Genomic DNA, 24,526 nt, shown 5'->3' with positions numbered 1-24,526 from the left:
TGGGCCCGGGGCCCGGTTTTCCGGGCGCCGGCGGCCTCGGGGTTTCGTGTGTCCTCGGTCAGGCGGGGACGGTGCACTCGAAGGCGTGCAGGTAGGCGTTGACCGGCCGGATCTCGCCGATGACCAGGCCCGCGTCCGTCAGCCGGTCCACCATGCTCTGCCGGGTGTGCTTGGCGCCCCCGACGTTGAGGAGCAGCAGCAGGTCCATGGCGGTCGTGAAGCGCATCGACGGGGTGTCGTCGACCAGGTTCTCGATGACGACGACACGGGCGCCGGGACGCGCCGCCTTGCGGACGTTGGCCAGCGCCCTGCGGGTGCTGTCGTCGTCCCACTCCAGGATGTTCTTGATGATGTACACGTCCACCTGGACGGGGATGTCCTCGCGGCAGTCCCCCGCCACGATCCGCACCCGGTCGGCCAGCGAACCCCCGGCGCGCAGGCGCGGGTCGGCGTTCTCCACCACCCCCGGCAGGTCCAGCAGGGTGCCGTGCATCGCGGGGTGCTTCTCCAGCAGGCTCGCCAGCACCTGCCCCTGGCCGCCTCCGATGTCGGCGACCGAGGAGACGCCCTGGAGGTCGAGCAGCGCCGCGACGTCACGCGCCGACTGCTCGCTGGAGGTCGTCATGGCGCGGTTGAACACGTGCGCGGACTCGGGTGCCTCTTGGTTGAGGTACGTGAAGAACTCCTGGTCGTACACGTCCTCGAAGACGTTGCGGCCCGAACGCACCGCTTCGTCCAGCTTCGGCCAGACGTTCCACGTCCACGGCTCCGTGCACCACAGCGCGATGTAGCGCAGGCTGTGCGGGTCGTCCTCGCGCAGCAGGCGGGACATCTCCGTGTGGGCGAAGGTGCCGTCGGGGTGCTCCACGAAGACACCCTGGCAGGACAGGGCGCGCAGCAGCCGGCGCAGTGTCCGCGGCTGGGACTTCACCGCCGCCGCCAGGTCCTCGACGGTCATGGGCGTGTCGTCCAGGGCGTCCGCGACGCCCAGGCGGGCGGCCGCGCGTACGGCGGCGGCGCACGCCGCCCCGAAAACGAGTTCCCGCAGCCGCATGGGCGGCGGGGGAGCCGGTTCAACGGTCGTCATCGAATGCCTCGCTTCTGCTGTGGTGCTGTCTGTGGGGAGGTGGGGAGCGGGTTCGTCAGCACATTCCGGCGGGCTCGGAGACCGAGCACCGGTTGCCCTGGAAGATGTTGCCCTTGCCGGTGTCCCGGTTGGCGAGGTCGGCGGTGCCGTTGCGCAGGACCACGTTGTCGCGGATCTCGTTGCGCTCGTTGAGGGCGCCGACGAAGCTCTTGAACAGCACGATGCCGCCGGAGAGCGGGGAGGTGCCCACGTTGTCCTCGACGCGGTTCCTGGCCACCAGCGTCTTCTCGGTGCCGGTGAGCACGATGCCCGAGCCCTGGAGGAAGGGCAGGCGGGCGGTCGCGGGACACTTCTTGTTGTTCTGGTACACGTAGTTGCGGCTCACGCTCAGCGCGCCGGCGTGCGGCGCGGACTCGTCGCCGACGACGAAGACGCCGGTGCAGTTGCCGGTGATCTCGTTGTGCTCGACGGTGAGGTTGCGCAGCCGGCGGACCGTGACGCCGATCCGGTTGCCGAGCAGCAGGTTGTCCCTGATCTTCAGGGCCTTGGCGTCCTGCGCTCCCTCCTCCCGGTCCACGGTGTTGGACACGAACAGCCCCGCGTCGCCGTTGTGCTCGGCGATGTTGTGGCTGAACACGCCCCGCACGGACCGCTCCTGGGCGAGTCCCCACTGGCCGTTCTTCTCCGCGGTGACGCCCTGGACCTTGAGGCGGTCGGTGCGCGTGGCCCACAGGCCGCTCTTGGTGAAGTTCTTCAGGGTCAGCGCGCGCACGGTGACACGCTCCACGCGCCGGCCTTCGGTGCCGCTCACGCAGATGCCGTTGCCCGCCTTGGCGCACGCGCGCGTCGAGGTGGCGTCAGGCACGATGACGGTCGAGTCGGCGTTCATGCCCCGCAGGGTCACGTCCGACGTGGTGATGGTGACGCTCTCGTGGTAGAGGCCGGGCGAGAGCAGGACGGTGTCCCCCGGCTTCGCGGCGTCCACGGCTTTCTGGATCGATTCGCCGGGCTGTACCCGGTGCACCCGCCAGCTGCCGGCCGACGGGGCTGCGCCCAGCCCCGACGCCACGACTGCGGCGGTGCATGCGAGGAGGGCCATCTGTCGTTTGGTCATATGGCGAAGTTATGAGCGGGTGTTCCGGGCCGCCACCGCTGATCCCCCAGGCGGGAAGCAGTTCCCGCGGGTCGACCCGGGCGGCGGCACCGTACGGCTCACCCGCCTGCCCGCCCGGCAGGTGACACGGCGTCGGAAACGCCGGGTGGCGGTGCCGGCGTACCGCCGTCGGGGGCCGGCGGGTCGCGTCAGCGTGCGGCCGACGGAGGCGGCAGGCGCATCTCCGCGAGGTCGGGAGGGATCGGTGTGTCGGGCCGGAAGAACGGTGCCGACTCACCGTCACTCGCGGTGGCGGGCGCGTCGGTGAGCCGGAAACGCTCCCGCAGCCTGCCGTAGAAGTCGGTGGGGCCGAGCCGGATGAGCCGCACTCGCTGCGGGGCGCGGAAGACGCCGATCCAGTCGCCCGGGTCGAGGACTCCGCGCAGTTGGCCGTCGACGCTCACTGCGGCCTGCCCGGAGTGCGGCAGCACCCGCAGGGCCACCGGTTCGTCGGGGGCGGCCACGACCGTGCGGTCGAACGTCATGTGGGGTGCGATCGGGGTGAAGACGACCGCGTCCATGTGGGGCGAGAGCACCGGTCCACCGGCGGCGAAGCTGTAGGCGGTCGAACCGGTGGGGGTGGCCACCGCGACGGCGTCGGCGGAGTACGAGGCGAGCAGTCGGCCCGCCACGTACACCCCGACGCTCACCTGGTGGTCGCGGGCCAGTTTCTCCAGCACGACGTCGTTGAGGGCGATCACGTCCAGGGCCAGGCCCCAGCCCTGTCCTTCGGTGCTCTCGGGCCGGACGCGCGGCGGCGGAAGCGCCGGGCCCCGGCCGTAGCGGAGAAGGGCCTCCATCTCCTCCGGGATCTCCAGGGCCCGGGAGGCGCGCATGGTCAGCGTCATGCGTTCCTCCACCACGGCGTCACCCCCGTGGACGGCCTCCAGGGCCTCGGTGACCTGACGCACCGGCACCTCGGTGAGGAAACCGACCTTGCCCAGGTCGACGCCGAGGACATTCGCCCCGCTCCTGACCGCGATCCGGGCCCCGCGCAGGAAGGTGCCGTCACCGCCGAGCGTCACCACCAGGTCCGGGTGGCCCGCCGCCTCGGCCTCCTCCCGGCCCCCTCTGCGCTGCTGGTCCTTGCTCCAGACATCGATGTCGGTGCAGGGGATGCGGTGCTCCGCGCACCAGGCGTGGACCGCGTGCGCCGCGTCCCGTGCCGTCGTACGGCCTTGGTGCACGACCAGTCCCACGCGCTGAACGGACATGGCAACCTCCCGATGGGTACGCCGTCTGTGCAGCAACGTACGGCAGCGGCCCCGCACCCGCACGAAGGCCCGCTGCCCGGGCGCCCGGCCCGGGTGACCTTCCCGCCGCCGGGCTGTGCCCCGGGTGCCCGTGGCCGCCGCGGGGACACGATCTAAGGTCGTCCGGTGACCAGCAGCCACGCGACGCGTTCCCCCGACCTCGACGACGACGCGGGACCGGCGGCGCCGCCCGGCGCCTGGCAGGAGCGCCTGCGCCGGTTCGGTCACTCCGCACGCCCGCCGGCCGACGTCCGCCGGCGCCTGGTGCCACCCTTCCCCGAGCCGGGCACCCGCGTCTGGCGGTGGCTGGGCCTCGGTCCGGGACCGGCGTACCGCCTCGCACGGGCCATGGGGTGGCTGGGGCCGGTGCTCGTCGCCGTCCTCGCCGGAGCGCTCCGCTTCTGGCATCTCGGGCAGCCGCGCAAACTCGTCTTCGACGAGACGTACTACGCCAAGGACGCCTGGTCGATGCTGCACCTCGGCTACGAGGGGACCTGGCCGGACCGCAAGATCGCCGACCCGCAGGTCCTGGCGCACCCGCAGGTGATCCCGCTGTCCGACACCGGGGCCTTCGTCGCGCACCCGCCGGCCGGCAAGTGGGTGATCGCCCTCGGCGAGTGGATGTTCGGCCTCGACCCGTACGGCTGGCGCTTCATGACGGCGGTCCTGGGGACGCTGTCGGTCCTCATGCTGTGCCGCACAGGACGCCGCCTGTTCCGCTCGACGCTCCTCGGCTGTCTGGCCGGGGCGCTGATGGCGGTGGACGGCCTGCACTTCGTGATGAGCCGTTCCGCCCTGCTCGACCTGGTCGTGATGTTCTTCGTCCTGGCGGCGTTCGGATGCCTGCTGGTCGACCGGGACCGTGCGCGGGCCCGGCTCGCGGCGGCCCTGCCGGTCGGCGCGGACGGCCGTGCGGGCCCCGACCGGGACACCGGCGACCGCGCCGGGACGGGACCGCGTCCCTGGCGGATCGCGGCCGGTGTGTTCCTGGGCCTGGCCGCGTCGAGCAAGTGGAACGGCCTGTACGTGCTGGTCTTCTTCATGGTCCTGACGGTGCTGTGGGACGTCGGCGCCCGCCGCGTCGCCGGGGCGGGCCGCCCCTGGCGGGCCGTGCTGCGCCGCGACCTCGGCCGGGCGGTGCTGTCCGTCGCCGCCGTCGCCGTCCTGACGTACCTGCTGACGTGGACCGGCTGGTTCCTGTCCGACGACGGGTACGGCCGCCACTGGGCCGACGGCCGCGGCGGCACCTGGTCGTGGATACCGGCCCCGCTGCGCAGCCTGTGGCACTACGAGACCGGGGTCTACCGGTTCAACGTCGGGCTGCACATCCCGCACCGGTACCAGTCCAACCCCTGGAGCTGGCTGGTCCTCGGCCGCCCCGTCGCCTTCGACTACGCGGCGCCGCAACCCGGCCAGGACGGCTGCCACTCCGGCGCCGCGTGCTCGCAGGAGATCCTCGCCCTCGGGACGCCCCTGCTGTGGTGGGCGGCCTGCTGCGCCCTGGTGTACCTGCTGTACCGGTGGGCGCTGCGCCGCGACTGGCGGGCCGGCGCCGTGCTGTGCGCGGTGGCCGCGGGCTATCTGCCGTGGTTCCTCTACCAGGACCGTACAATCTTCTCCTTCTACGCGGTCGTCATCGTGCCGTACCTGTGCCTGGCGGTGGCCATGCTGGTGGGCGCGATGCTGGGCCCACCGGGGGCGGACGCGCGGCGCCGCGCGGTCGGAACGGTGGCCGCGGGCGTCCTCGTGCTGCTCATCGCGTGGAACTTCGTCTACTTCTTCCCGATCTACACCGGGCAGGCGATCCCCTACGCGTCATGGACCGGGAGGATGTGGCTCGACAGCTGGGTCTGAGCGGGCGCTGCCGGATCCGTGGACCCGGGCCGGCCCGTCCGAGGGCCGGCCTCCGCCCTCCGGCACCTGCCCGCACGCCGGCCGCCTTCAGGCCGTCAGGCCGGCCGCCAGCGTCGCGCCGAGGTTCCAGCACGCCTCGGTCTGCGCCCGGTCCGGCTCGCCGGTCACGGTGACCGGCTCGGCGCCCCGGCGCCAGCCGAGTCCCGTCGCGATCGACTCGATGCCGCGCACGGCGCCGGTGACGTCGTTCCCGCCGTGCACGTAGTAGCCGAAGGGCCGGCCGCGGGTGGCGTCCAGGCACGGGTAGTAGACCTGGTCGAAGAAATGCTTGAGCGCGCCGGACATGTAGCCGAGGTTCGCGGGCGTGCCGAGGAGGTAGCCGTCGGCGGCCAGCACGTCCGACGCCGTGGCGGCGAGCGCCGCGCGCCGCACCACCCGCACGTCCTCGATCTCCGGCGCCGTCGCACCGGAGACGACGGCCTCGAACAGCGCCTGGCAGTTCGGCGAGGGCGTGTGATGCACGATCAGCAGGGTGGCCACAGCGGGAACCCTGCCGTGCCGGCGCCGCCCACCGCAAGCCGGGCCATCCGGCACCGGCCCGTGCCGGACTGGCCGGTCGAAGGCGTGCCGACTCCCCCGCGACCGGCGGCAACGGTCCCCGGCGGCGGCCTCACGGGACCTGCGACGCCCGGGGGGCTGCTCCGGGGCGGGGCACCGTTTCCGTCTGGTCGCGGCCCCCGCCGAGCAGGCGGATATTGGGAGGGGGGAAGGCGCACCCGGGCGTACCCGGCGGCTCGCCGACGACCCCACGCAGCCGGAGGGGCGGTGCTCACCTCGAAAGCTCCGGACGACTCGTCCGCCCCCGACGGCCGCGACCGGCCCGCCCCTCCGCTGAGCTGGCGTGCGGTGCTGTTCTGGCTGATCGGCATCACGGCCGTGCTGGCGGTGACCGGCCTCGTCCTGGGCCGCGAGACCCGGCCGGCGCCGTTCCTGATCGCGGTGCCCGCGCTGATCGCCGGGCGCGGCACGGTACGGCAGACCGCGGTCGCCTCGATCTGGACGACCGTCGTCATCGCGGCCTCCCTGTTCGACACCCCGCTGGGCACGATCGGCGCCGACGCTGCGGTCGTCGTCTTCGCCGTCCTCTTCAACGGCCTCAGCGTCGCGCGCGCCGCCCAGCGGGTCCACCGGGAGAAGGAGATCGCCCGGCTGCGGTCTGCGGCGGCCGCCCTGCAACGGCAGCTTCTGCGTCCGTTCCCGCTGGTCACCGACCAGCTTCTGGTGCACGGCCTGTACCAGCCGGTGGAGGAGGACAGCCGGGTGGGCGGCGACGTCTACGAGGTCGTGGCCTCCCCCTACGGCAGCCGCGTCTTCATCGCGGACGTCCAGGGCAAGGGCCTGCCCGCCATCAGCGCGGCCTTCGCCGTGCTCAGCGCCTTCCGGGAGGCGGCCGTGGCCGAGCCGACGCTGACCGCGGTCGTCGACGCCCTGGAGGAGGCGGTCCTGCGGCACAACTCCTTCGCCGCGCAGGTCGGTGAGCGGGAGCGGTTCGTGACGGCGCTGGTCCTCGGCATCGACTCGGAGCCGGAGGTGCAGGTGATCAACTGCGGGCATGTGCCGCCGGTGCTGCTGCACAGCGAACGGGCCGGGCCCGTGCTCCGTGCGGACCCGTGCGTACCACTGGGCCTCGACTCGCTGGCACCGGAGCCGCGTACCGTCGAGTGGTTCACCTTCCCCCACGAGGGCACGCTGCTGCTCTGCACCGACGGGGTCACCGAGGCACGCGACCCGTCGGGCACCTTCTACCCGATCGAGAAGCGGGCCGCCGGCTGGGGCGACATCCTCCCCAAGGACGTTCCGGCCGCGGTGTACCGCGACCTGCGCCGGCACACGGCCGGTACGCCGACCGACGACACCGCGCTGCTGGTGCTGCGCAGGCGGGGCGCCCTCGATCTGTGAGGCGGGGCGCGGTGCGGCGGGTGCGTCAGCCGGCGGCGGCCGCCGTCACGGTGGCGGGGTCCACGCCGGTCAGTTCCACGACGCGGTGCGGAGGTACGCCGGCCGCGAGCGCGCGCCCGATGAGAGCGTCCCGGTCGCCGGTGCTGTCGCGGTACGCCACCAGCTCCTCCTCCGCCCTGGCCACGTTCCCGGAGGCCGTCTGCCGGCGCAGCACGTTCAGTTCCTCCTCGCTCAGCGGGACGGGCAGCCGCTCGGCGTGCTCCGGGATGGCGCCCGTCTCCTCGGGGGGCAGCAGGCGCAGCTGCGGGGACGTCGCCGTGGCTCCCTGCGCCTCCAACCACGCGCGCACCGCGGGGGTGTCCATGCACGACAGCCCGCCGACGGCGGTCGGCGGCAGGCCGAGCGACACCCGGGTGTCGTCCAGCAGGAACAGGTAGGCGTCGTCGGTCATGCTCGGCAGCCTTTCGAACGGGCGGGCCCGCGCGCGTGCGGGCCGGTCGCGGTCCCTCTACCCCGCCTCGGCGGGAATAGCGGGGCGTCCGTCCGGCGGGACGCAGGTTCCCCCTGATGGCCCCGAGGCCCGGGATGCCCCCGGCCGCCGCCCAGGGCCGCGAAGCCCGTTCCCCGGGCCGCCGCGACGGCTTGGGGGCGCGGCGCCCCGGGGGCCGGCGCGGCGGGGGAGGGGCCGTGGTCAGCCGGTCAGCGCGGCCCGGACCACTCCCTTGGCCTCCTCCTGCACCTGCCGGAGGTGGTCCTGCCCGAGGAAGGACTCGGCGTAGATCTTGTAGACGTCCTCGGTGCCCGAAGGGCGGGCCGCGAACCAGGCGTTGGCGGTGCTCACCTTGATGCCGCCGATCGCGGCGCCGTTGCCGGGCGCCTCGGTCAGCACCGAGGTGACCTCCTCGCCGGCCAGGGTGTCCGCGGTGACCTGGGCGGGCGAGAGCTTGGCGAGCAGGGCCTTCTCCTCGCGGGACGCCGGGGCGTCGATGCGGGCGTAGGCGGGCTCGCCGAAGCGGGCGGTGAGCGCGGTGTAGTGCTGGGACGGCGTCTTCCCGGTGACCGCGGTGATCTCGCCGGCGAGCAGGGCCAGCAGGATGCCGTCCTTGTCGGTGGTCCACACCGAGCCGTCCCGGCGCAGGAAGGACGCGCCGGCCGACTCCTCTCCCCCGAACCCGATCGAGCCGCCGGCCAGGCCGTCCACGAACCACTTGAAGCCCACGGGTACCTCGACGAGCCGGCGGCCGAGGTCGGCGGCGACCCGGTCGATCATCCCGGACGACACCAGGGTCTTGCCGATGCCCGCCTCGGCGGCCCACCGCTCGCGGTGGGAGAAGAGATAGGAGATGGCGACGGCCAGGTAGTGGTTGGGGTTCATCAGGCCCGCGTCGGGCGTGACGATGCCGTGCCGGTCGGCGTCCGCGTCGTTGCCGGTGGCGATCTGGAACCGGTCGCGCTGCTCGATGAGCGACGCCATCGCGTACGGCGACGAGCAGTCCATGCGGATCTTGCCGTCCCAGTCCAGCGTCATGAACCGCCAGGTCGGGTCGGTGAGCGGATTGACCACCGTCAGGTCGAGGGCGTGCTCCTCGGCGATGCGGCCCCAGTAGGCGACCGACGCCCCGCCCAGCGGGTCGGCGCCCAGCCGTACGCCGGCCGTGCGGATGGCGTCCAGGTCCAGCACGTTCGGCAGGTCGGCGACGTAGGCGCCGAGGAAGTCGTGGCGGCCGGTGCCGGGCGCGGTGAGCGCGCGGGCGTACGGGATGCGCCGTACGCCCTTCAGGCCGTCCGCGATGATCTCGTTGGCCCGGTCCTGGATCCAGGAGGTGGCGTCGGAGGCGGCCGGTCCGCCGTTCGGCGGGTTGTACTTGAAGCCGCCGTCGGCGGGCGGGTTGTGCGAGGGGGTGACCACGACACCGTCCGCGAGGCCGGCGGACCGTCCCCGGTTGTGGGTGAGGATGGCGTGGGACACGGCCGGGGTGGGCGTGTAGCCGTCCGCGGCGTCGATGAGCACCGTCACGTCGTTGGCGGCGAACACCTCGAGCGCGGTGACCCTGGCCGGCTCCGACAGCGCGTGCGTGTCGGCGCCCAGGAAGAGGGGGCCGTCGATGCCCTGACCGGCGCGGTACTCGCAGATGGCCTGGCTGGTCGCGGCGATGTGGTCCTCGTTGAACGCGGTCGCCAGTGACGACCCGCGGTGGCCGGACGTACCGAACGCGACGCGCTGGCCCGGCTCGGCCGGGTCGGGGTGCAGTGCGTAGTACGCGGTGACCAGCCGGGCCACGTCGACGAGATCCTCGGGACCCGCCGGCCCGCCCGCTCGCTCGTGCTGCATGTGCCCGCTCCTCCACATCGGTTGACTGACGGTCCCATCTTTCCCCGTCCCGCCCGTCCGGCGCGACCACGCGACCGCGCGGGACGCGGTGCCGGGTCGGGCGAGGTCCCGGCATCGGCTGCCGCGTTCCCCGGCCGCGCGACTCGAACCGCGCGCGGCAGCGGGTGTCCTGTGGGCTGTGCGATGTCGGGGCGAGGCGAGGCGATGAGGCGACACGTCTGCGCCGGGCGCGCGCCGCTCCCCGGTCGCCGCCCGCCACTTGGAGAAGCGGCGCTACACCGTGATGTCGAGGGTTCCGGTCCGGCCGGGCTTCACCAGTCGCGCGTCCGCCGACATCGCGTCGACGATCGCCTCGACCGCCGTGGCGGCCGGCAGGCCCGGCGGCAGCGGCGGGGCGGCGCCCGCGTCCGCGCGGCTCGCGAACCCCGTCTCGACGTGCGGCAGCCTGATCTCCAGCACCTTCACGCCGGACGGCGTCTGCTCGCGCCGTACCGCCGACAGCCAGGCCGCGAGTGCGGCCTTGGGCGCTGCGTGGTCGGCCGTGCCGCCGGGTGCGGCCTGGGCCACGACGCCGGTGATCGCCGCGATCATGCCGCCCGGCGCCAGGAGCGGCAGGGACGCGCGCAGGAACGCCAGCGGCGCCAGGGTGTTCACCGTGATCAGGTGTTCCGCCACCGCGTCGCCGAGCGTGTCGGCCGGTTCGAAGGCGGCCACGCCGACACAGACGACGACCGCGTCGAGGCCGCCGTGCTCGTCGGCCGCCCACTTCACCAGGCGTCCGCACGAGCCGAGGTCGTAGGCGTCGAGGGCGTGGGAGGGCGCGCCGGCGCAGGCGCGGGCCACCCGGGTGAGGTCACCCGGGCCACGGCCGGCGACGGCCACCGCGGCGCCCCGCCGGCTCAGACGCCATGCGAGGACCGAGCCGAGGTGTCCCGCGGCACCGGCGATGAGGACCCGCGCACCCCTGACGTCCATGTCGTCGCACCTCCCGTGGCCGCACGACGTGACGGCGGACACCGCGCACGCCCGTACGCCTCCCTTTCGGGCCGCGCCGCGCCGCCGGATGCACGGGGAGGGGCATGACCGGGGGGTGGTCGCCCGCCGGGTCCGGCGCCGCCTCAGCGGTCGTCCGGTGTGAAGCGGGGCGCGCGCAGGGCCCGGCGTTCGGCGGCCGTCATGCCGCCCCAGACGCCGTCGCTCTCGCCGTTGCGCAGGGCCCAGGACCGGCAGGCGCTGATCACCGGGCAGCGGTGGCACACCGCCCGCGCCCGTTCGATCTGCGTCCTGGACAGGCCCACCTCACCGAGGGGGAAGAAGAGCTCGGGGTCCTCGGAGCGACAAGCCGCAAGCTCGCGCCAATGGCCTCGAGGAAAGTTCATCACGACCTCCGCCGATCGCTGCGCCACCCGTCCGGGCAGCTCGGAGTAGCGGCGCAGGCAGCACCGCCGGACCCGGCAGAGGTGTGGACAATATAGGCTTTTTCCATCATTCGAGCCAAATGAATTCCAGCGGCCACGCAGGGTCCGGACCAGCGCACACCGCGCGTTCGGGGGTACCGGCCCCGCCGACGGGACGCATCCGAAGGGCTCGGCGCGGCCGAACACCTGACGGCGGCGGCCGCGGCGACCCGTCCATATCCGGACGCGCGGACCGGCCCGCTCGGCCGTCGCCCATCCCTCGACAGGAGGACCCGACCTCATGAAGCTCCCCGCAATCGGCGGCCCGGCCCTGCGCGAGCAGCTGGGCAACGGTCTCTTCGCCCGCGTCGCCGGACCCGACGGCCCCCGCAACCGTGCCCGCATCCACGGCACGCCGGGACCGCGCTGGTTCGGGCCCGAGCGCCCCATCCGCAGGGTGCACGGTGACGCCTCGATGTTCATCGGGGGGCTGTCCGCGCTGCTGTTCCAGTCCCTCCACCCCCTCGCGATGGCCGCCGTGGCCGCCCACTCGGGCTACCGCGGAGACCCCTGGGGCCGCCTGCAGCGCACGAGCACCTTCCTCGCGGTGACCACGTACGGGACCGCCGAGGACGCGCAGGAGGCGTGCGAGCAGGTCCGGGCGGTGCACGAACGGGTGCGGGGCACGACCCCCGAGGGCGAGCCCTACCACGCCGCCGATCCTCATCTGCTCGGCTGGGTCCACGTCGCGGAGGCCGACACCTTCCTGCGGGCCCATCAGCGCTACGGGGCCCGCCCGCTGACCGAGGAGGAGTGCGACGGCTACGTCGCGGACACCGCGCGGGTCGCCGCCGCCCTGGGCGCGGTCGACCCGCCCACCAGCCGGGCCGAACTCGCGGAGCGGCTGGAGATGTACCGCGCCGAACTGCGGGCCACCGCCGCGTCGCGGGCCGCCGCCCGTTTCCTGCTGCTGGAGCCGCCGGTCCCGCTCGCCGTGCGCCTCCCCTACGGCGTCCTCGCCGCCAACGCCGTGTCCCTGCTGCCCTCCTGGGCCGCGCGGGAACTGCGGCTGCCCCGGCTGCCGGTGGTGGACGAGGTGTGCGTACGGCCGCTGGGCGGGCTGATCACCTCGGTGGTGCGCTGGGCGATGGCACCCTCGCGACCCGTGGCGTCGGCCGCGCACTGAGCGCACCCGCACCGGAATCCGGCCGGATCCCTCCGTACGACGTCGGCCGGCCGGGACCCCTCAGATGAGGGAGTCCCGGCCGGCCGGCGTCAGGCGTCATCCGCTACGGCGGGACACCGCGACCCCTCGGTGTCCGAGCGCCGGCGTCACCTTCTGCGGCTGCGGCTCGCCCACGCGCTCCCGATGCCGGCGACATGCAGGGCCAGCAGCGTGAGCCCGATCAGCATGAAGTTCGTGGAGGTGAACGTGTCATTGGTCGAGATGTCGGCCGCGTTGATGAGGAACGCTATGAAGAACAGGACCGCAGCGATGATGCCGAGCATGGATTCCTCTTTCCCGAGTGGTGTCGTCTTTCCGACGCAGTGAGACCCGGATGCCCCGAGGTCGGCGGGAAACACAGCCGGTCCGCCACGGAATCAGCGGACAAACACCGCATCAGCGTGGGCCGTTGACACAGAAGGGGCCAAAGCGGTTGCCGACCGGCCGGGCCGGCCCGCACCCGCCGCGGGGCGGGATGCGACAACCCTGGCCGGGTTCGGGGCACGCGCCGACCGGTACTCCCCCGGCCGGCACAGGTTTGCCGGGCGCGGAAGCGGTCACGCGACGGGGATGCCGCACAGCCATCCCGCCACCGGGCACCGCAGACGAACCGACGGCGGACCGCGCCTTTCCCGCCGAGCGCGAGCGGGGTGTGCGAGGTGACGACGACCGAGTCGGCTCACACCACGTGGTCCCGGCAGCCGGTACGGTCGGCGGGATCCGTCCGGCCCGGGCAGCCCGTGCCCGCGCCCTCCGAGAGGCGGCCGGAGACCGCTGGGGCGGGGCAGCGGGACGCGTTCTTCGACAACGCGAAGTACCTGGCGATCGTGCTCGTGGCCGTGGGCCACTCCTGGGAGCCGCTGCGCTCGGACAGCAGAGCCGTCACCGCGCTCTACATGACGGTCTACGCGGTCCACATGCCGGCGTTCATCATCCTCTCCGGCTACTTCTCCCGCGGCTTCGACGCCGCCCCGCGGCGCGTCAGGCGCCTGGTGACCGGCGTCGCCCTGCCCTACGTCGTCTTCGAGGTCGCCTACACCCTCTTCACCCGGTGGACCGACAACGCTCCGGACCGCCCGATCACCCTGCTCGAACCGCTCTATCTGACCTGGTTCCTGGCGGCCCTGTTCATCTGGCGACTGACCACCCCGCTGTGGCGAACGCTGCGTTGGCCGTTGCCGACGGCGCTGGCCGTCGCCATGCTGGCCACGCTGTCACCGGACATCGGCGAGGACCTCGACCTGCAACGGGTCCTGCAGTTCCTGCCGTACTTCGTGCTGGGCCTGTGTCTGCGGCCCGAGCACTTCGGCCTGTTGCGCCGGCGTGCGGTGCGGGCCGCCGCGCTGCCCGTCCTCGCGAGTGCCTGCGTCCTCGCCTACCGGGCCGCGCCGCGCGTGAACTACGGCTGGCTCTTCCACCGCGACAGCGCCCAGGAGCTCGGCGCTGCCCCCTGGGCCGGACCCGCGACGACCCTCGCCCTCTTCGGGTGCTCGGCCGTCCTCGTCACCTGCTTCCTCGCGCTGGTGCCCGCCCGGCGGACCTGGTTCACCGTGCTGGGCTCGGGCACGCTGTACGGCTACCTGCTGCACGGGTTCGTCGTCCAGAGCGTCAACCACTGGCACGTGTACGACCAGGCGTGGCTGCACAGCCCGTCGGGCGAGATCGCCGTCACCGTCGTCGCCGCCTCGGTCGTGACGGTGCTGTGCACCCCGGCGGTGCGCCGGGTCTTCCGCTTCGCCGTGGAACCACGCCTGCCCTGGGCGTTCCGCCGGACCGAGCCGGGCGAGGCACGGAAGCGCTGAGTCGCCGGGCACGGGAAAGGACACCAAAGCCGGGTCGCCAACGCGCGGTCCGGCTTTGCACACCAGTACCGACCGCCTGAACGGACGGCTCCCCGCACGCCGTGCACCGGCGTGCGGGGAGTTCCCGTACAGCGCTTGCGAGTTGAGGATCAGCGCAGGAGGGCGCAGACGAAGTTCTCCTGGACGGCACGCAGTCGCTCCAGCCGGGCCGCGTCGAGGGAGGCGTTGGTCTGCCGGGTGATGGAGAAGGTCAGCGAACGCCGGCCGTCCGGGGTCGCGGCCACCAGCTGCGTGTATCCCGGGAAGTTGCCGGTGTGGCCGAGCACGACGCCGCACCTGGTCGAGTAGCGGAAGATGCCCAGTCCGGCCGTGTTGCGGCCGGGGCCGGCCGGTTCGGACGCGCCGGCGATCCACCGCCGCTGCTCACGCAGGACGTCACCGCCGTAGAGCGCGCCCCCGGCGTAGCCGCGCACGAACCGGGTCATGTCGGCCGGGGTGGAGACGATACCCCCGGACGCCCAGACACCGGAGGCGCTGAGGACCTCGCTGACGTCCTCGGGGGAGCCGGGATCGTTCATGTCGTAGCCGTGCAGGTAGGGCTCCGGTATGAGGTAGCCCTGCGGCAGGCTGGTCGCACGCAGGCCCAGCGGACCGTAGACCAGCTCGCTCAGGAGGCGTTCGTACGGCTTGTGGGTGACCGCTTCGGCCATGAGGGCGACGGCGATGTTGTCGGAGTTGGAGTACTCGTACGTGCTGCCCGGCGTGAACCTCAGCGGTTCGTCGGCGACGTAGTCGAGCAGACGCCGGGAGTCGAAGTGGTGCCGCGGGTCGGCCGTGACCACCTCGAGGAACCCGGCGTCACTGGTGTAGTCCGGCAGGCCGCTGGTGTGGTTGAGCAACTGACGCAGCGTCACCGACCCCCAGGCGGCGGGCAGTCGGGGCAGTCGTTCGCGAAGAGTGTCGTCCAGCCCCAGGGCACCCCGGTCGACCAGGCTGAGCGCGACCGCGCCGCTGAACGCCTTGGCCGTGCTCGCGATCCGCATGTGGTCGTCCCGACGCGGTGCCCGGCCCGTCGCGAGATCCGCGACCCCCGCACGCAGGACCCGGGTGTCGTTGCCGCTCCGCAGTACGGCGATCGCTCCCGGCGGGCCGCCGGACTCGCGCACAAGCCGGTCGAGCTGCCGCTGCAGCGTGGCGTCGTCCGTGCCGACGGCGGCGGTGGCCGCCGTCCCGGTGACGGCGGGGGCCAGCGCCGCCAGACAGGCGGCCGCACCGGCGAACACGATGCGCAGCCGCGGGTGTTGCCGGGCACGGCGAGGTATTGCGGGGCGTGGAGACATCAGCACTCCTGGGTCAGGTCCCGGAGGGGCGGACGACAGCGGCCGAGAGGCCCTGGTTCTTGTCCGCGGCGTCCAGGAGCTGCTGGAAGCGGGTCATGCAGGGCAGACAGTGGCGGTTCGTGTCGTCCGAGACCGGTCCGTGTGCGGCCAGCTCGATCCCACAGAGACTGCCGGATCCCTGCCGCGCCACCACGTGCCACACTAGCTCGGCGCTTCCTGTCTGCGGACCTACGCACATCTCGTACACGAGGCGACTCCCTTGGTGGCGATGTCCCCAGCACATCGCACCCCCGCGGTCACGTCCTGATGAGAGGGCCGTTCGTGTGAACCGGTCCGCGCCGATCCGCCCGGGCGCAGGGGCACACGAACGACCGGCGGCCGGCCCCGTGCAGGGGGCCGGCCGCCGGTCGTCGCAGGGGACGCGCGGGTGTCACATCCCGCCGCGCCTGGTGCGCCTCAGCAGCAGGAAGCCGCAGAGCAGGAGCACCGCGCCGGCCGCCGCCGGCCACAGCTGGGCACCGGTCTCGGCGAGCCCGCCCCGGTTCGCCTGGGGTTCCGTCCGCGCGGCGGCCTGGGCACCGACCTCGCTCGACGAGGTGACAGCGGCGCTCGGGGCGCCGCCGGCGACGTCGTCCGAGCCTTGGCCGGAGGCGTTGTCCGAGGGCGCCGAGGTGGCGTCCGGCGAGGGCTCGGCGCGGTGGGTGGACGCCGACGTCGCATAGGTCTTCGGTTCGTCACCACCGGAGGTGCCGGAACCGCCGGACCCCTTGGAGTCGCCGGAGCCACCGGAACCGCCGGCGCCACCGCCGTCGCCGGAACCGTTGCCGTTGCCGTTGTCGTCGCCCTTGCCGGACCCGTCGCCCTTGCCGTCGCCGGACCCGTCCGATCCGCCGGAGGCGTTGTCACCGGCGGTCGGCGTCGCGGACGGCGGCTGGGAGGTCGCGTCGTCACCGGGGGTACCGGGGTCCGCGCTCGCGTCCCCGCCGGCCGGCGGGGTGGGCGTGGCCGTCGGCTCGTCGCCGTTGCCGTTGCCGCCAGGCTCCTGGTCCGCGCCCGCACCGCAGGTACGGCCCTGGTTGATGCAGTCGACCAGCTTGCCCATCAGGTCCTCGTCGAAGACGTTGATGAAGTCGCCGTGGTCGGTGACGGGCTTGTGCAGCTGTTCCGGGAAGGAGTCCACCGCGAACAGCGGAGTCGTCTTCCCGCCGTCCTGGAGGCTCGGCGCGTCGACGTCGTAGACGATCCGCTGCGACAGCTGCGGGATGGCCTGGAAGCCGGCCGGGCAGGCGCCGTCGGCCTGAGCGAACGCCACATGGGTGCGGTGGTTGGCGCTGTCGATGTTGCGGCCGTCCCAGCAGCTCTGGAACTTGAAGGTGCGCACCACGTCACTGCCCTGCGGGCACAGCGGGTACTTGTCCTTCAGCTGGCGGTCCTCGAACCCGGTGCAGCTCCAGGACGCGTTGGCGTTGGCCGTGCCGTTGACGAACGCCTTGGCGTCGCCGGTGATGATCCGCAGCAGCCGCGGCATCGCCGTGACCTTGCCGCGCGGACTGCCCACGAACGTGAGGGTGACGTCCTTGGGCGTCACGATCTCACCCGCGTTGCCCTCGGTGCCGCCGCCCGGGGCACCGGCGTCCTTCTCCTGCGTGCCGTTCTGCAGGCGCAGCACCGGCCAGTAGTACGTCGACCGGTCGCCCTTGTCCTCACAGCTCGTGTCGCCCTTGGCCAGGTCGTCGTCGCTGGCGAAGGCGTTGTTGGCCTGGTTGCCCACGTAGTCGTGGAAGTGGTGGGCACCGTTGCCCACGCCGGGGGCGACGATGACGTTGTCCGAGTTGAACAGGCCGCCTGCGTTCACCCCGCAGCGGGTGGTGAAGGTTCCGGTGGAGGCGTCCGACTGCGTGCTCGGCGCCTGCGCGTCGGGCTGCACGGAGGTGATGTCGGCGTAGTCGGCGGCGACCGGGCCGTTGCCCGCCTGGCCGCCGTTGCCGGCCTGCTGACCGCCCTGGTCCTGGCCGCCGTCGCCCGCCTGCTGACCGCCCTGGTCCTGGCCCGCCTGGTCGCCGCCGTCCTGGCCGTCGCCCGTCTGCGCCTGAGCCTGAGCCTCGCGCAGCGTGCAGGATGCCAGGTCGTCAATTCCCTGCGGACGCTCGCCCACCCGCTCGATGGCGGACGCGATGCGCCCGATCGTCGCGGCCCGGTCCTCCTTCAGCGGGTTCATGATCCCGCTGTCGACGTCCGAGCGGTCCTTCTCGCCCGCCCGCGCCGGGTCCTGGAGCCGCTGGTAGGCCGCGGCTATCTGCCCGTCCAGGACGGCCAGTTCCTTGTCGACCTCTTCCCGGGCGTCGTCCGGGACGGTGGTCAACCTCTCGCCGACGTCCGGGCAGTCGATCGTGGCCGCCGCCGAGACCGGTGAGGTCTCGGGCCCCGAGTCCTCGGTGGCGGAGGCGTACACGTTCGCCGCCACGAGACCGCCGCCACCCAGCATGAGTGCCACCGCTGCGAAGCTCGCTCGTCGTGCGCCTGTTGGGCGTCTGCGCTTGTTGCGTCCCACGAAAATACTCCTGCGCGTCTCGGCCGGCCGGGCATAGCAAGCCCCCGTCAGATACGCGGTGACGGTCCGTCGCGTTCAACCGTCCCGGAAATTCTCAGGAATCTCGTAGGAAACTTTCGGCGCGGCAGGTCACGGCGGTGGAGGCGAGGCCCGGTGTCCGCCGCCAGCCGGCCGGCGCGGCGTCGGTCCGCCACCGTACTCGCCGCCGCGGCGGCCGCAAGCCCCTCGGCGCGGGCGACGCCGTGGTCCGGCCTCACGCCCCGGTCAACGGGCGCGGTCCGGGCGCGTCCGGACCGGCGCGTCGTCGCGCCGGGCGTCCCTTCGGCGTGCGGAATGCCGCGCTCGCGCCGCCGATGTGCCAGGGTGGGCGGGAGTCTGCGTGAGGAGGACCGGTGGACTGGCTCGTGTTCGCGCAGAAGATGGCTTCCATGGCCCGGGATCTTCTGGCGCAGGAGAGCGTCGACGCCACGCTGGAGGGCACCACGGCCGCGGCGGTGGAGCTGGTGGAGGGCTGCGACGCGGCGGGGATCCTCGTCCTGTCCGGCGGCCGGGTCCGGTCGTACGCGCCGACCGAGCAGCTGGTGATCGACAGCGACCGGCTGCAAGAGGAGTTGCGGGAGGGTCCCTGCTTCGACGTGGCCCGGCCCGAGAACGACGAGCGGGTGTTCCGTATCCCCTCCTTCACCGAGCCCTCCGAACGCTGGCCGGCCTATGTGCCGCGCGCCCGTGACCTGGGGGTGGGCAGCATGATGGGGTTCCTGCTCTACACCGAGGAGGAGGAGCTGGGCGCCCTGAACGTCTACTCCCGCCGCGCCGGCGTCTTCACCGACGCCAGCGAGACGGCCGGGTGGCTGCTGGCCTCCCACGCGGCGGTGGCTCTCGCCGGCGCCCGCAACGAGGCGCAGTTGCAGGAGGCCATCGCCACGCGGCACACCATCGGGGAGGCCATGGGCATCCTCATGGGGCGCCACCACATCACGGAGGAGCAGGCCTTCGACATCCTGCGCAAGCGCTCCCAGGCGACCAACACCAAGCTGCGCGACATCGCCCGCCGGGTCTGCGAGACCGGCAGCCCGGGGTGACGGGCCCGCCCACCGGTGGAGGCCGGCCGTCGAACGGGCCGGTCCGTCGACGAAGGCGAATGAGCCGGTGCGGGCTGGGGACTCGGTCGGTGACCACCGCATGCCCACAGCATTGGAGCACGTCATGAGTCTCTTGCGCGTGGCCGGCCGTCCCATGCTCGCGTCGATGTTCGTCGCCGGCGGGCTGGCCTCCCTCCGCGACCCGAAGTCGGTGGCTCCGGCCGCCGAACCCGTCGTACGGCCGGTGACCGAGCGTGTCGCGGCGCTGCCGGACCGCACCGAACAGATCGTGCGGCTCAACGGTGCCGTGCAGGTGGCGGCCGGTGTCCTGCTGGGTCTGGGCCGTATGCCCCGCTCGGCCGCCCTCGCGATCGCCGCCACCCTGGTGCCGACCACCCTGGCGGGCCACCGCTTCTGGGAGGCGGAGGACCCCTCCGACCGGGCCCAGCAGCGCATCCACTTCCTCAAGAACCTGTCGATGCTCGGCGGACTGCTGATCGCCGCCGACGACACGGCCGGCCGGCCGTCGCTGGTGTGGCGCGGCCGCCACACCGTGCGGGACCTGGAGCGGGACGCGCGGCTGATCCGGCGGTCCGTGCGCGCCGCCGGGCGTCCGGCCGCGGCGGCCGCCGGCCTGAGGGCCAAGCTGCCGGTGTGAGGCGTGCGGTCTGCCGGCGGGTGCCGGCAGACCGTCCGGGCGCGGGCGGTGACCGCCGTACGGCCGCTCAGACGAAGCGGGCAAGTGCCTCGGTCAGCTCGGCGGGCTTCTCCACGGGGAGTTCGTGGCCGGCGTCGATGATCCGGATGACCGCGTCCGGATAGTCCTTCGCCATCCGCAGCATCTGCGAGACGGGCAGCTGGATGTCGTGGTAGCCGTGCACCAGCAGGGTGGGCGTGCGGATCTCGCCGACCCGGTCGAGGACGTCGAAGGCCCGCATCGCGCCGTACAGCGTCATCACGACCTCCCGCGGCAGGGCCGCGGAGGCGCGGACGTAGGAGCGGATCTCCTCGCGCGGGTGGCCGGGGGCGAAGGCCCGCTGGATGTTGGTGGCGACGAACAGCTTGAACGGCACGAGGGTCGACGCCGCCATCAGCAGGCCCCTCCCCCGGCTGTAGGTCATGCGGCCGATGGAGTTGACGAGCACCATGCGCTCGACGCGTTCGGGGTGGGCCAGCGCGATGGTCTGCGCGATCATCCCGCCCATCGAGTGGCCGACGGCGACGAACCGGTCGATCTTGAGATGGTCGAGGAGGGCGAGGACGTCCTCCGCCAGCTCCGCCACCGTGCGGACGCCGGCCCCGCTGCTGTCTCCGTGGCCGCGCAGGTCGAGGCGGACGACCCGCCGTTCCCGCGAGAAGTGCGCCAGCTGGTGGTCCCAGCGGTGCCGGTTCGCCGTCCAGCCGTGGACGAGGACCAGGGGCGCACCGGCGTCGTCGCGCGGCCCCTCGTCGTCGTACGTCAGTGTGGCGCCGTCGACCTCGAGCTGCGGCATGCCGGTGTCCCCTCCTGCATTGCGGTTACTGGCCAGTACGGTAGCCGTCCGCCGGGGCCGGCGTCACCGTCGCGAGCCCAGGAAGTCGAGGATGTGACCGAACACGTCGAGGGCGGCGCCCCGTCCGATGAACGTGTCGAGGTGGCCGTAGCCGGGGATCTCCCGGTAGGTGACGTCGAGTTGGGGCTGCCGGTGGGCCAGCACCTGCTCGCACAGCTTCTGGGAGTCCAGCCACAGCCCGTTCTCGCTGCCCGACAGCAGCAGGAGAGGCGTGTCGATGTGGTCGGCCGCGTCCAGCGCGTTGGGCGGCAGTGCGCGGTAACGGTGGTCCGTGTCGTCCCAGCGGACCACGCTGCGGGCCAGTTCGATGCGGCGCAGGTGCGGCAGGATCCACAGCGGCGCGGGTCCGAGGAGTTCGGCGAGCCGGTCGTGGGTGGCGTCGGTGAGGTTCTCGTGCGCGAAGAGCGAAGCGCCGGTGCCCCAGGCCGAGTTGTGCAGGATCTGGCAGGTCGGGTCGGGGCAGTCCGCCTTGCGGGACGCCAGCGCGAACAGCGGGGTGTACTTCGACCACAGGCCGACCTTGCGGAAGTCGACGGGGATGTGGTCGATGCGGGACTTCAGCAGTTCCCCGGCCAGCGTCATGCGCAGCGAGGTGCGGCCGGCGAGTTTCGGGGTGAGGAACACGCCCTGCGACACGACACCCGCGAGGCCCGGCACCAGGCCCGCCGTCATGCTCAGCGAGAGGGTGAGGGAGCCGATGCAGTGGGCCACCACGAACAGGGGCCGGTCCGCTCCGATGCGGGCGCGGATGTGGGCGACGGCCGCCGGGATGTCGTACAGGGCGACGTCGTCGTAGGTGTACTTCCCGCCGGTCTCGTTGTAGGGGAGCCGGCAGCTGCCCCGCCAGTCCAGCAGCCACGGTTCGTAGCCGTCGTCGAGCAGGACGTCGACGAGGTTGCGGGTCTCCGGCAGCAGGAACATGTCGGCGGAGGCGGTGTGGCCGTGCAGCAGCAGGACGGCCGGACGGTCCCGCTCACCGCTGTCCACGCGGGTCAGGCCCAGCCGGACGCCGTCCCCCGCGTGCAGCGGGATCTCCTCGACGGCCGCCGGGCCGAGGCGGTGGCGCAGCGGACGCGGCGTCGTTCCGGTACGGGTGCGGCGCAGGGCCGGCCGGGTCCCGGTGTTCGCCTTGATGATCATCGGTTGTGCTCCGTGGGGGTCTGGGTGCTTCTGATGGTTGTCCGTGGCAGAAGGAGCGGTGTCCGGTGCGGGCGATCGGTGTGCGGCGCGGCGGACCAACCTGGCCCTTCGCGCCGTGCGGCGACCGGGCGTGCCGGGCGTCGCGGGGATGCCTCACAAGCCACCTAGGTGCGGCGCAGGTCGAGCAGGTCGGCGGCGGCCCGGGCGAAGGGACCGAGCAGGCCGCGGCCCATCTCCAGGCCGAACCAGGCGAGCCAGGTCAGCTTGGCGGCCCGCTTCTCGCGGCCGGTCAGACGCGGGTCGACCCTGATGCCGTCGATCTGGTCACGGACGTAGGACTCGGCGGGGACGACGACCTCGCCGGCCAGGCTCGCAGCCTCGCCCTCGCGGCCGATCTCGACGCTCAACGCCCGGGCCTGGCGCCACACATCGCGGCGGGCGCGGGCGTACTTACGGCCCTCCAGCCACCAACGGCCACCGTCCACGTCGGTCAACTGAAGCCGGTAGCGCAGAAGTTGGTGACGCATGCCGTGCTGCTGGGGGATGCCCTCGTCCGGCCGGACCCACACGTCGCCGCGTTCCACGGTCAGCGGCTCGGCGTGTACGGCCGTGCAGCCCAGCCGACCGCGCGCGTCCACCCGCCGCTCCGTGACCAGTTGGTGCATGCTCGCGATGGAGAGCGTCAGCTCCATCGAGCAGTCGGTGGCGCGGGCGGTGGTGCCGATGGGGCGGACGCTGCCCTCGGTGGTCTCGGAGAACCACAGGTAGGGCTGGTCGTCCTTGTGCGGCAGGCGGGCCAGGCCGTCGCGGGCGAGCTTCTCGAACGTCCTGAGCTGCGCCCGCGCGTCGAACCGGGCGGCGGGCGCGAGGCCGAGGGCGGCGGTGACCGCGGCGGTGCGGTCCATGCCGGCGGCGGGCCCCGTGAGGGTCGCCTCGCACAGCTTCAGCGCCGCCGGACTCTGCAACACCCGCTCCAGGAAGGCGAGTTCAGGGACCGGTTCGGCCTGGAGACGGGCCAGGGCGTCGGCCCGCCACTCCTCCCAGTCGTGCACCCGCACGTGCATGCCGCCGAGTGCCATGTCCGCCACGACGTCGTCCAGGGTGTTCGGCACGCCGGTCAGGTTGTAGTCGAAGCCCCAGGCGTCGGGGGCGCAGATCACGCCGACGGCGGCGCGGCTCACCCAGTCCACGGGCGCCGCGTTCAGGTGCCGGAACGCCGGTACCGTGCGGAAGCGGCCGAACGCCGAGATCAGGCCGCTGCTGAGGTCCTGCGGGTTGTGCGCGCCGGTCCGGGTGTGGCCGCCGATGCCGCCCGGCCTGAGGGCGGTGACGACCAGGCCGTGGTCGCGGGCGCGGCGCAGGGCGACCTCGGCGGCCCACTTCGTCTGGTCGTAGCCCGCTATCAGGCGGTCGACGTGGGCCAGCGGGTCGTCCTCGCCCATGGAGGTGATGCCGACCTCGTTGAAGACGGCGATCGAGGAGATGTGGTGCAGGGGCTTCGGACGCCCGGCCGACGCCAGCTCGGCCAGGGTCAGCGCGCCGAGGACGTTGCTGGAGCGCAGCGAGTGGTATCCGCGCAGGAAGTCCACGGCCGCCGCCACGCCCACGACGCTGTCCAGTTCGTGGGCCAGCGTGTGCCACAGCTCGTCGGACAGCCCGAGACGCGGACGGCGGATGTCGCCGGCCAGCACCGTGACGCGCCGCCGCACCTCCGAGGACCAGGGCAGCTCGTAGCCCTGGAGTGCCTCGCCGAGACGGGCCGTGGCCGCCGCCTCGTCCGCCGCGCGCACCAGGCAGTACACGTGCGCGTCGCTGTGCCGCAGCAGGTCGAGCAGCATGTGGCTGCCGAGGAAGCCGGTGGCGCCGGTCAGCAGGACGCGGCGCGGAGGCAGGGGCTCGGGCGAGCCGGTGAACGGCAGCCGGTCGGCGAGCGCGAGATCGGCCAGGATCTGCTCCAGGTCCTCGCGCCGGGCGGTGGAGTACGGGGCGAGGTCGGCGGTGGGGTACGGGGTGACCGCGGCGTTGGCCGTGAGGGGGGCGGCCGGCGTCGGGGTGACGGCCGGGCCGGGTGTGCCGGTGGTCGGGGCGGGTGTGCCGGTGGTCGGGCCGGGTGTGCCGGTGGCCGGGGCGGCGGAGGCCGCCGTGGCCGCCCGGGGTGCCGCGGTGGGGAGGGGCGCTCCCCCGGTGGTCTCCAGCCAGCGCCGGGCGAGGCTGCGCGGGCGGGCGTCGGCGAACACCTCGTCCAGGTCGACCTCCATGCCCAGCTCGTCCTCCAGGGTGGCGACGAGCTCCACCGCGTTCACGGAACTGCCGCCGGCGTCGAAGAAGTCCGCGTCCGGTGACAGGTGCCCGCCGGGCAGGAAGCGGCCGGCCGTGGTGGCGATGACGGCGGCGAGGCCGTCCGGATCCAGGACCGGGGCGCCGGTGGCCGGCACGGGGGCGAGGGCGGGATCGGAGCGGGGCGCGGTTCCCGGGTCGGGGGACGGCAGGACGGCGGCGATCGCTTCCGCACCCCTGTGCGCAGGTACGGCGACGCCAGCTTCCGCACCCGCACCCCCGTGCGCAGGTGCGGCGGCACCCGCTTCCGCGTGACCCGCCGTCGCTTCCGCCTCGCCCGCCGCCGCTTCCGCGGCCGGGTCCACGGGCCCGGCCCCTGCCGCGGCCCCCAGGACTCGGGCGAGCAGGTCGCTCACGGCCGGTCCGCCGCCGCCCCGCTCGATCTCCTCGGCGGTCTCCCGCTGTCCGTCGTGTCCCGGTGCGGTCTCGTTCGTCTCACGCATGGAAGTCCTTCACGCTGT

General features: G+C 73.3%; 21 protein-coding genes. 6 read left to right on the top strand and 15 right to left on the bottom strand.

The window, feature by feature from the left end:
* Positions 1–58: 58 nt before the first annotated feature.
* The 3 genes from ABZT03_RS23935 to ABZT03_RS23925 form a co-directional block, all read right to left on the bottom strand.
* A complete protein-coding gene (locus tag ABZT03_RS23935; protein WP_356042428.1) occupies positions 59–1,087 on the bottom strand; it encodes a methyltransferase in 1,029 nt (342 codons plus the stop codon).
* 55 nt (positions 1,088–1,142) lie between these two features.
* The gene (locus ABZT03_RS23930; RefSeq protein ID WP_356042426.1) at positions 1,143–2,201 is read right to left on the bottom strand and encodes a right-handed parallel beta-helix repeat-containing protein; all 1,059 of its coding nucleotides are present in this window, start codon (positions 2,199–2,201) and stop codon (positions 1,143–1,145) included.
* A gap of 188 nt (positions 2,202–2,389) precedes the next feature.
* Entirely contained in the window at positions 2,390–3,454 is a 1,065-nt protein-coding gene (locus ABZT03_RS23925) for an NAD(+)/NADH kinase (protein ID WP_356042424.1), read from the bottom strand.
* A 165-nt stretch (positions 3,455–3,619) separates the two neighbouring features.
* Here ABZT03_RS23925 and ABZT03_RS23920 point away from each other — a divergent pair, with 165 nt between their 5' ends.
* Positions 3,620–5,347: a phospholipid carrier-dependent glycosyltransferase gene (locus ABZT03_RS23920; RefSeq protein WP_356042422.1), complete on the top strand. Its 1,728-nt coding sequence runs from the start codon at positions 3,620–3,622 to the stop codon at positions 5,345–5,347.
* An 87-nt stretch (positions 5,348–5,434) separates the two neighbouring features.
* On the opposite strand, the gene ABZT03_RS23915 is transcribed toward ABZT03_RS23920, so the two are convergent.
* The gene (locus tag ABZT03_RS23915; RefSeq protein ID WP_356042420.1) at positions 5,435–5,887 is read right to left on the bottom strand and encodes an NAD(P)H-dependent oxidoreductase; all 453 of its coding nucleotides are present in this window, start codon (positions 5,885–5,887) and stop codon (positions 5,435–5,437) included.
* Between the two features lie 285 nt (positions 5,888–6,172).
* Between ABZT03_RS23915 and ABZT03_RS23910 the strand changes: the two genes are divergently transcribed.
* Positions 6,173–7,306: a PP2C family protein-serine/threonine phosphatase gene (locus ABZT03_RS23910; RefSeq protein ID WP_356042418.1), complete on the top strand. Its 1,134-nt coding sequence runs from the start codon at positions 6,173–6,175 to the stop codon at positions 7,304–7,306.
* 25 nt (positions 7,307–7,331) lie between these two features.
* Here the strand turns inward: ABZT03_RS23910 and ABZT03_RS23905 are convergent, their stop codons facing one another.
* From ABZT03_RS23905 to ABZT03_RS23890, 4 genes are all read right to left on the bottom strand, one after another.
* On the bottom strand, positions 7,332–7,757 hold the full coding sequence (locus ABZT03_RS23905) for a DUF6003 family protein (protein ID WP_356042416.1): 426 nt from the start codon (positions 7,755–7,757) through the stop codon (positions 7,332–7,334).
* Between the two features lie 240 nt (positions 7,758–7,997).
* Positions 7,998–9,638 (bottom strand): phosphoglucomutase (alpha-D-glucose-1,6-bisphosphate-dependent), encoded by a 1,641-nt coding sequence (gene pgm / locus ABZT03_RS23900; protein ID WP_356042414.1) that lies wholly within the window; start codon positions 9,636–9,638, stop codon positions 7,998–8,000.
* A 273-nt stretch (positions 9,639–9,911) separates the two neighbouring features.
* Positions 9,912–10,613 (bottom strand): SDR family NAD(P)-dependent oxidoreductase, encoded by a 702-nt coding sequence (locus ABZT03_RS23895; protein ID WP_356042412.1) that lies wholly within the window; start codon positions 10,611–10,613, stop codon positions 9,912–9,914.
* A 143-nt stretch (positions 10,614–10,756) separates the two neighbouring features.
* On the bottom strand, positions 10,757–11,017 hold the full coding sequence (locus ABZT03_RS23890; protein WP_356042410.1) for a WhiB family transcriptional regulator: 261 nt from the start codon (positions 11,015–11,017) through the stop codon (positions 10,757–10,759).
* A gap of 319 nt (positions 11,018–11,336) precedes the next feature.
* On the opposite strand from ABZT03_RS23890, the gene ABZT03_RS23885 reads away from it, so the two are divergent.
* Positions 11,337–12,221, top strand: a complete 885-nt coding sequence (locus ABZT03_RS23885; protein WP_356042408.1) for an oxygenase MpaB family protein — start codon at positions 11,337–11,339, stop codon at positions 12,219–12,221.
* Between the two features lie 146 nt (positions 12,222–12,367).
* Here the strand turns inward: ABZT03_RS23885 and ABZT03_RS23880 are convergent, their stop codons facing one another.
* A complete protein-coding gene (locus ABZT03_RS23880) occupies positions 12,368–12,544 on the bottom strand; it encodes a hypothetical protein (RefSeq protein ID WP_356042407.1) in 177 nt (58 codons plus the stop codon).
* A 456-nt stretch (positions 12,545–13,000) separates the two neighbouring features.
* On the opposite strand from ABZT03_RS23880, the gene ABZT03_RS23875 reads away from it, so the two are divergent.
* Positions 13,001–14,062: an acyltransferase family protein gene (locus ABZT03_RS23875; RefSeq protein ID WP_356042432.1), complete on the top strand. Its 1,062-nt coding sequence runs from the start codon at positions 13,001–13,003 to the stop codon at positions 14,060–14,062.
* Between the two features lie 149 nt (positions 14,063–14,211).
* Here ABZT03_RS23875 and ABZT03_RS23870 read toward each other — a convergent pair whose 3' ends face one another.
* The 3 genes from ABZT03_RS23870 to ABZT03_RS23860 form a co-directional block, all read right to left on the bottom strand.
* Positions 14,212–15,402 (bottom strand): serine hydrolase domain-containing protein, encoded by a 1,191-nt coding sequence (locus ABZT03_RS23870; RefSeq protein ID WP_356042405.1) that lies wholly within the window; start codon positions 15,400–15,402, stop codon positions 14,212–14,214.
* A gap of 13 nt (positions 15,403–15,415) precedes the next feature.
* A complete protein-coding gene (locus ABZT03_RS23865; RefSeq protein ID WP_356042403.1) occupies positions 15,416–15,592 on the bottom strand; it encodes a hypothetical protein in 177 nt (58 codons plus the stop codon).
* Positions 15,593–15,832: 240 nt separating this feature from the next.
* The gene (locus ABZT03_RS23860; RefSeq protein ID WP_356042430.1) at positions 15,833–17,887 is read right to left on the bottom strand and encodes a DUF1996 domain-containing protein; all 2,055 of its coding nucleotides are present in this window, start codon (positions 17,885–17,887) and stop codon (positions 15,833–15,835) included.
* Between the two features lie 458 nt (positions 17,888–18,345).
* Between ABZT03_RS23860 and ABZT03_RS23855 the strand changes: the two genes are divergently transcribed.
* Together ABZT03_RS23855 and ABZT03_RS23850 are read left to right on the top strand one after the other, a co-directional pair.
* Positions 18,346–19,035, top strand: coding sequence for a GAF and ANTAR domain-containing protein (locus tag ABZT03_RS23855; RefSeq protein WP_356042401.1), 690 nt, complete (start codon positions 18,346–18,348; stop codon positions 19,033–19,035).
* A 124-nt stretch (positions 19,036–19,159) separates the two neighbouring features.
* Positions 19,160–19,693, top strand: a complete 534-nt coding sequence (locus tag ABZT03_RS23850) for a DoxX family protein (RefSeq protein ID WP_356042399.1) — start codon at positions 19,160–19,162, stop codon at positions 19,691–19,693.
* 67 nt (positions 19,694–19,760) lie between these two features.
* On the opposite strand, the gene ABZT03_RS23845 is transcribed toward ABZT03_RS23850, so the two are convergent.
* The 3 genes from ABZT03_RS23845 to ABZT03_RS23835 form a co-directional block, all read right to left on the bottom strand.
* Positions 19,761–20,528 (bottom strand): alpha/beta fold hydrolase, encoded by a 768-nt coding sequence (locus ABZT03_RS23845; protein ID WP_356042397.1) that lies wholly within the window; start codon positions 20,526–20,528, stop codon positions 19,761–19,763.
* A 63-nt stretch (positions 20,529–20,591) separates the two neighbouring features.
* On the bottom strand, positions 20,592–21,728 hold the full coding sequence (locus ABZT03_RS23840) for an alpha/beta fold hydrolase (protein ID WP_356042395.1): 1,137 nt from the start codon (positions 21,726–21,728) through the stop codon (positions 20,592–20,594).
* Between the two features lie 164 nt (positions 21,729–21,892).
* Positions 21,893–24,508, bottom strand: coding sequence for a thioester reductase domain-containing protein (locus ABZT03_RS23835; RefSeq protein ID WP_356042393.1), 2,616 nt, complete (start codon positions 24,506–24,508; stop codon positions 21,893–21,895).
* Positions 24,509–24,526 lie beyond the last annotated feature (18 nt).

Source organism: Streptomyces sp. NPDC005574 (genome assembly GCF_040605435.1).
Lineage (GTDB): Bacteria > Actinomycetota > Actinomycetes > Streptomycetales > Streptomycetaceae > Streptomyces.
The sequence above is the reverse complement of the archived record's forward strand: the minus strand, read 5'-3'. Positions and strand labels throughout refer to the sequence as shown.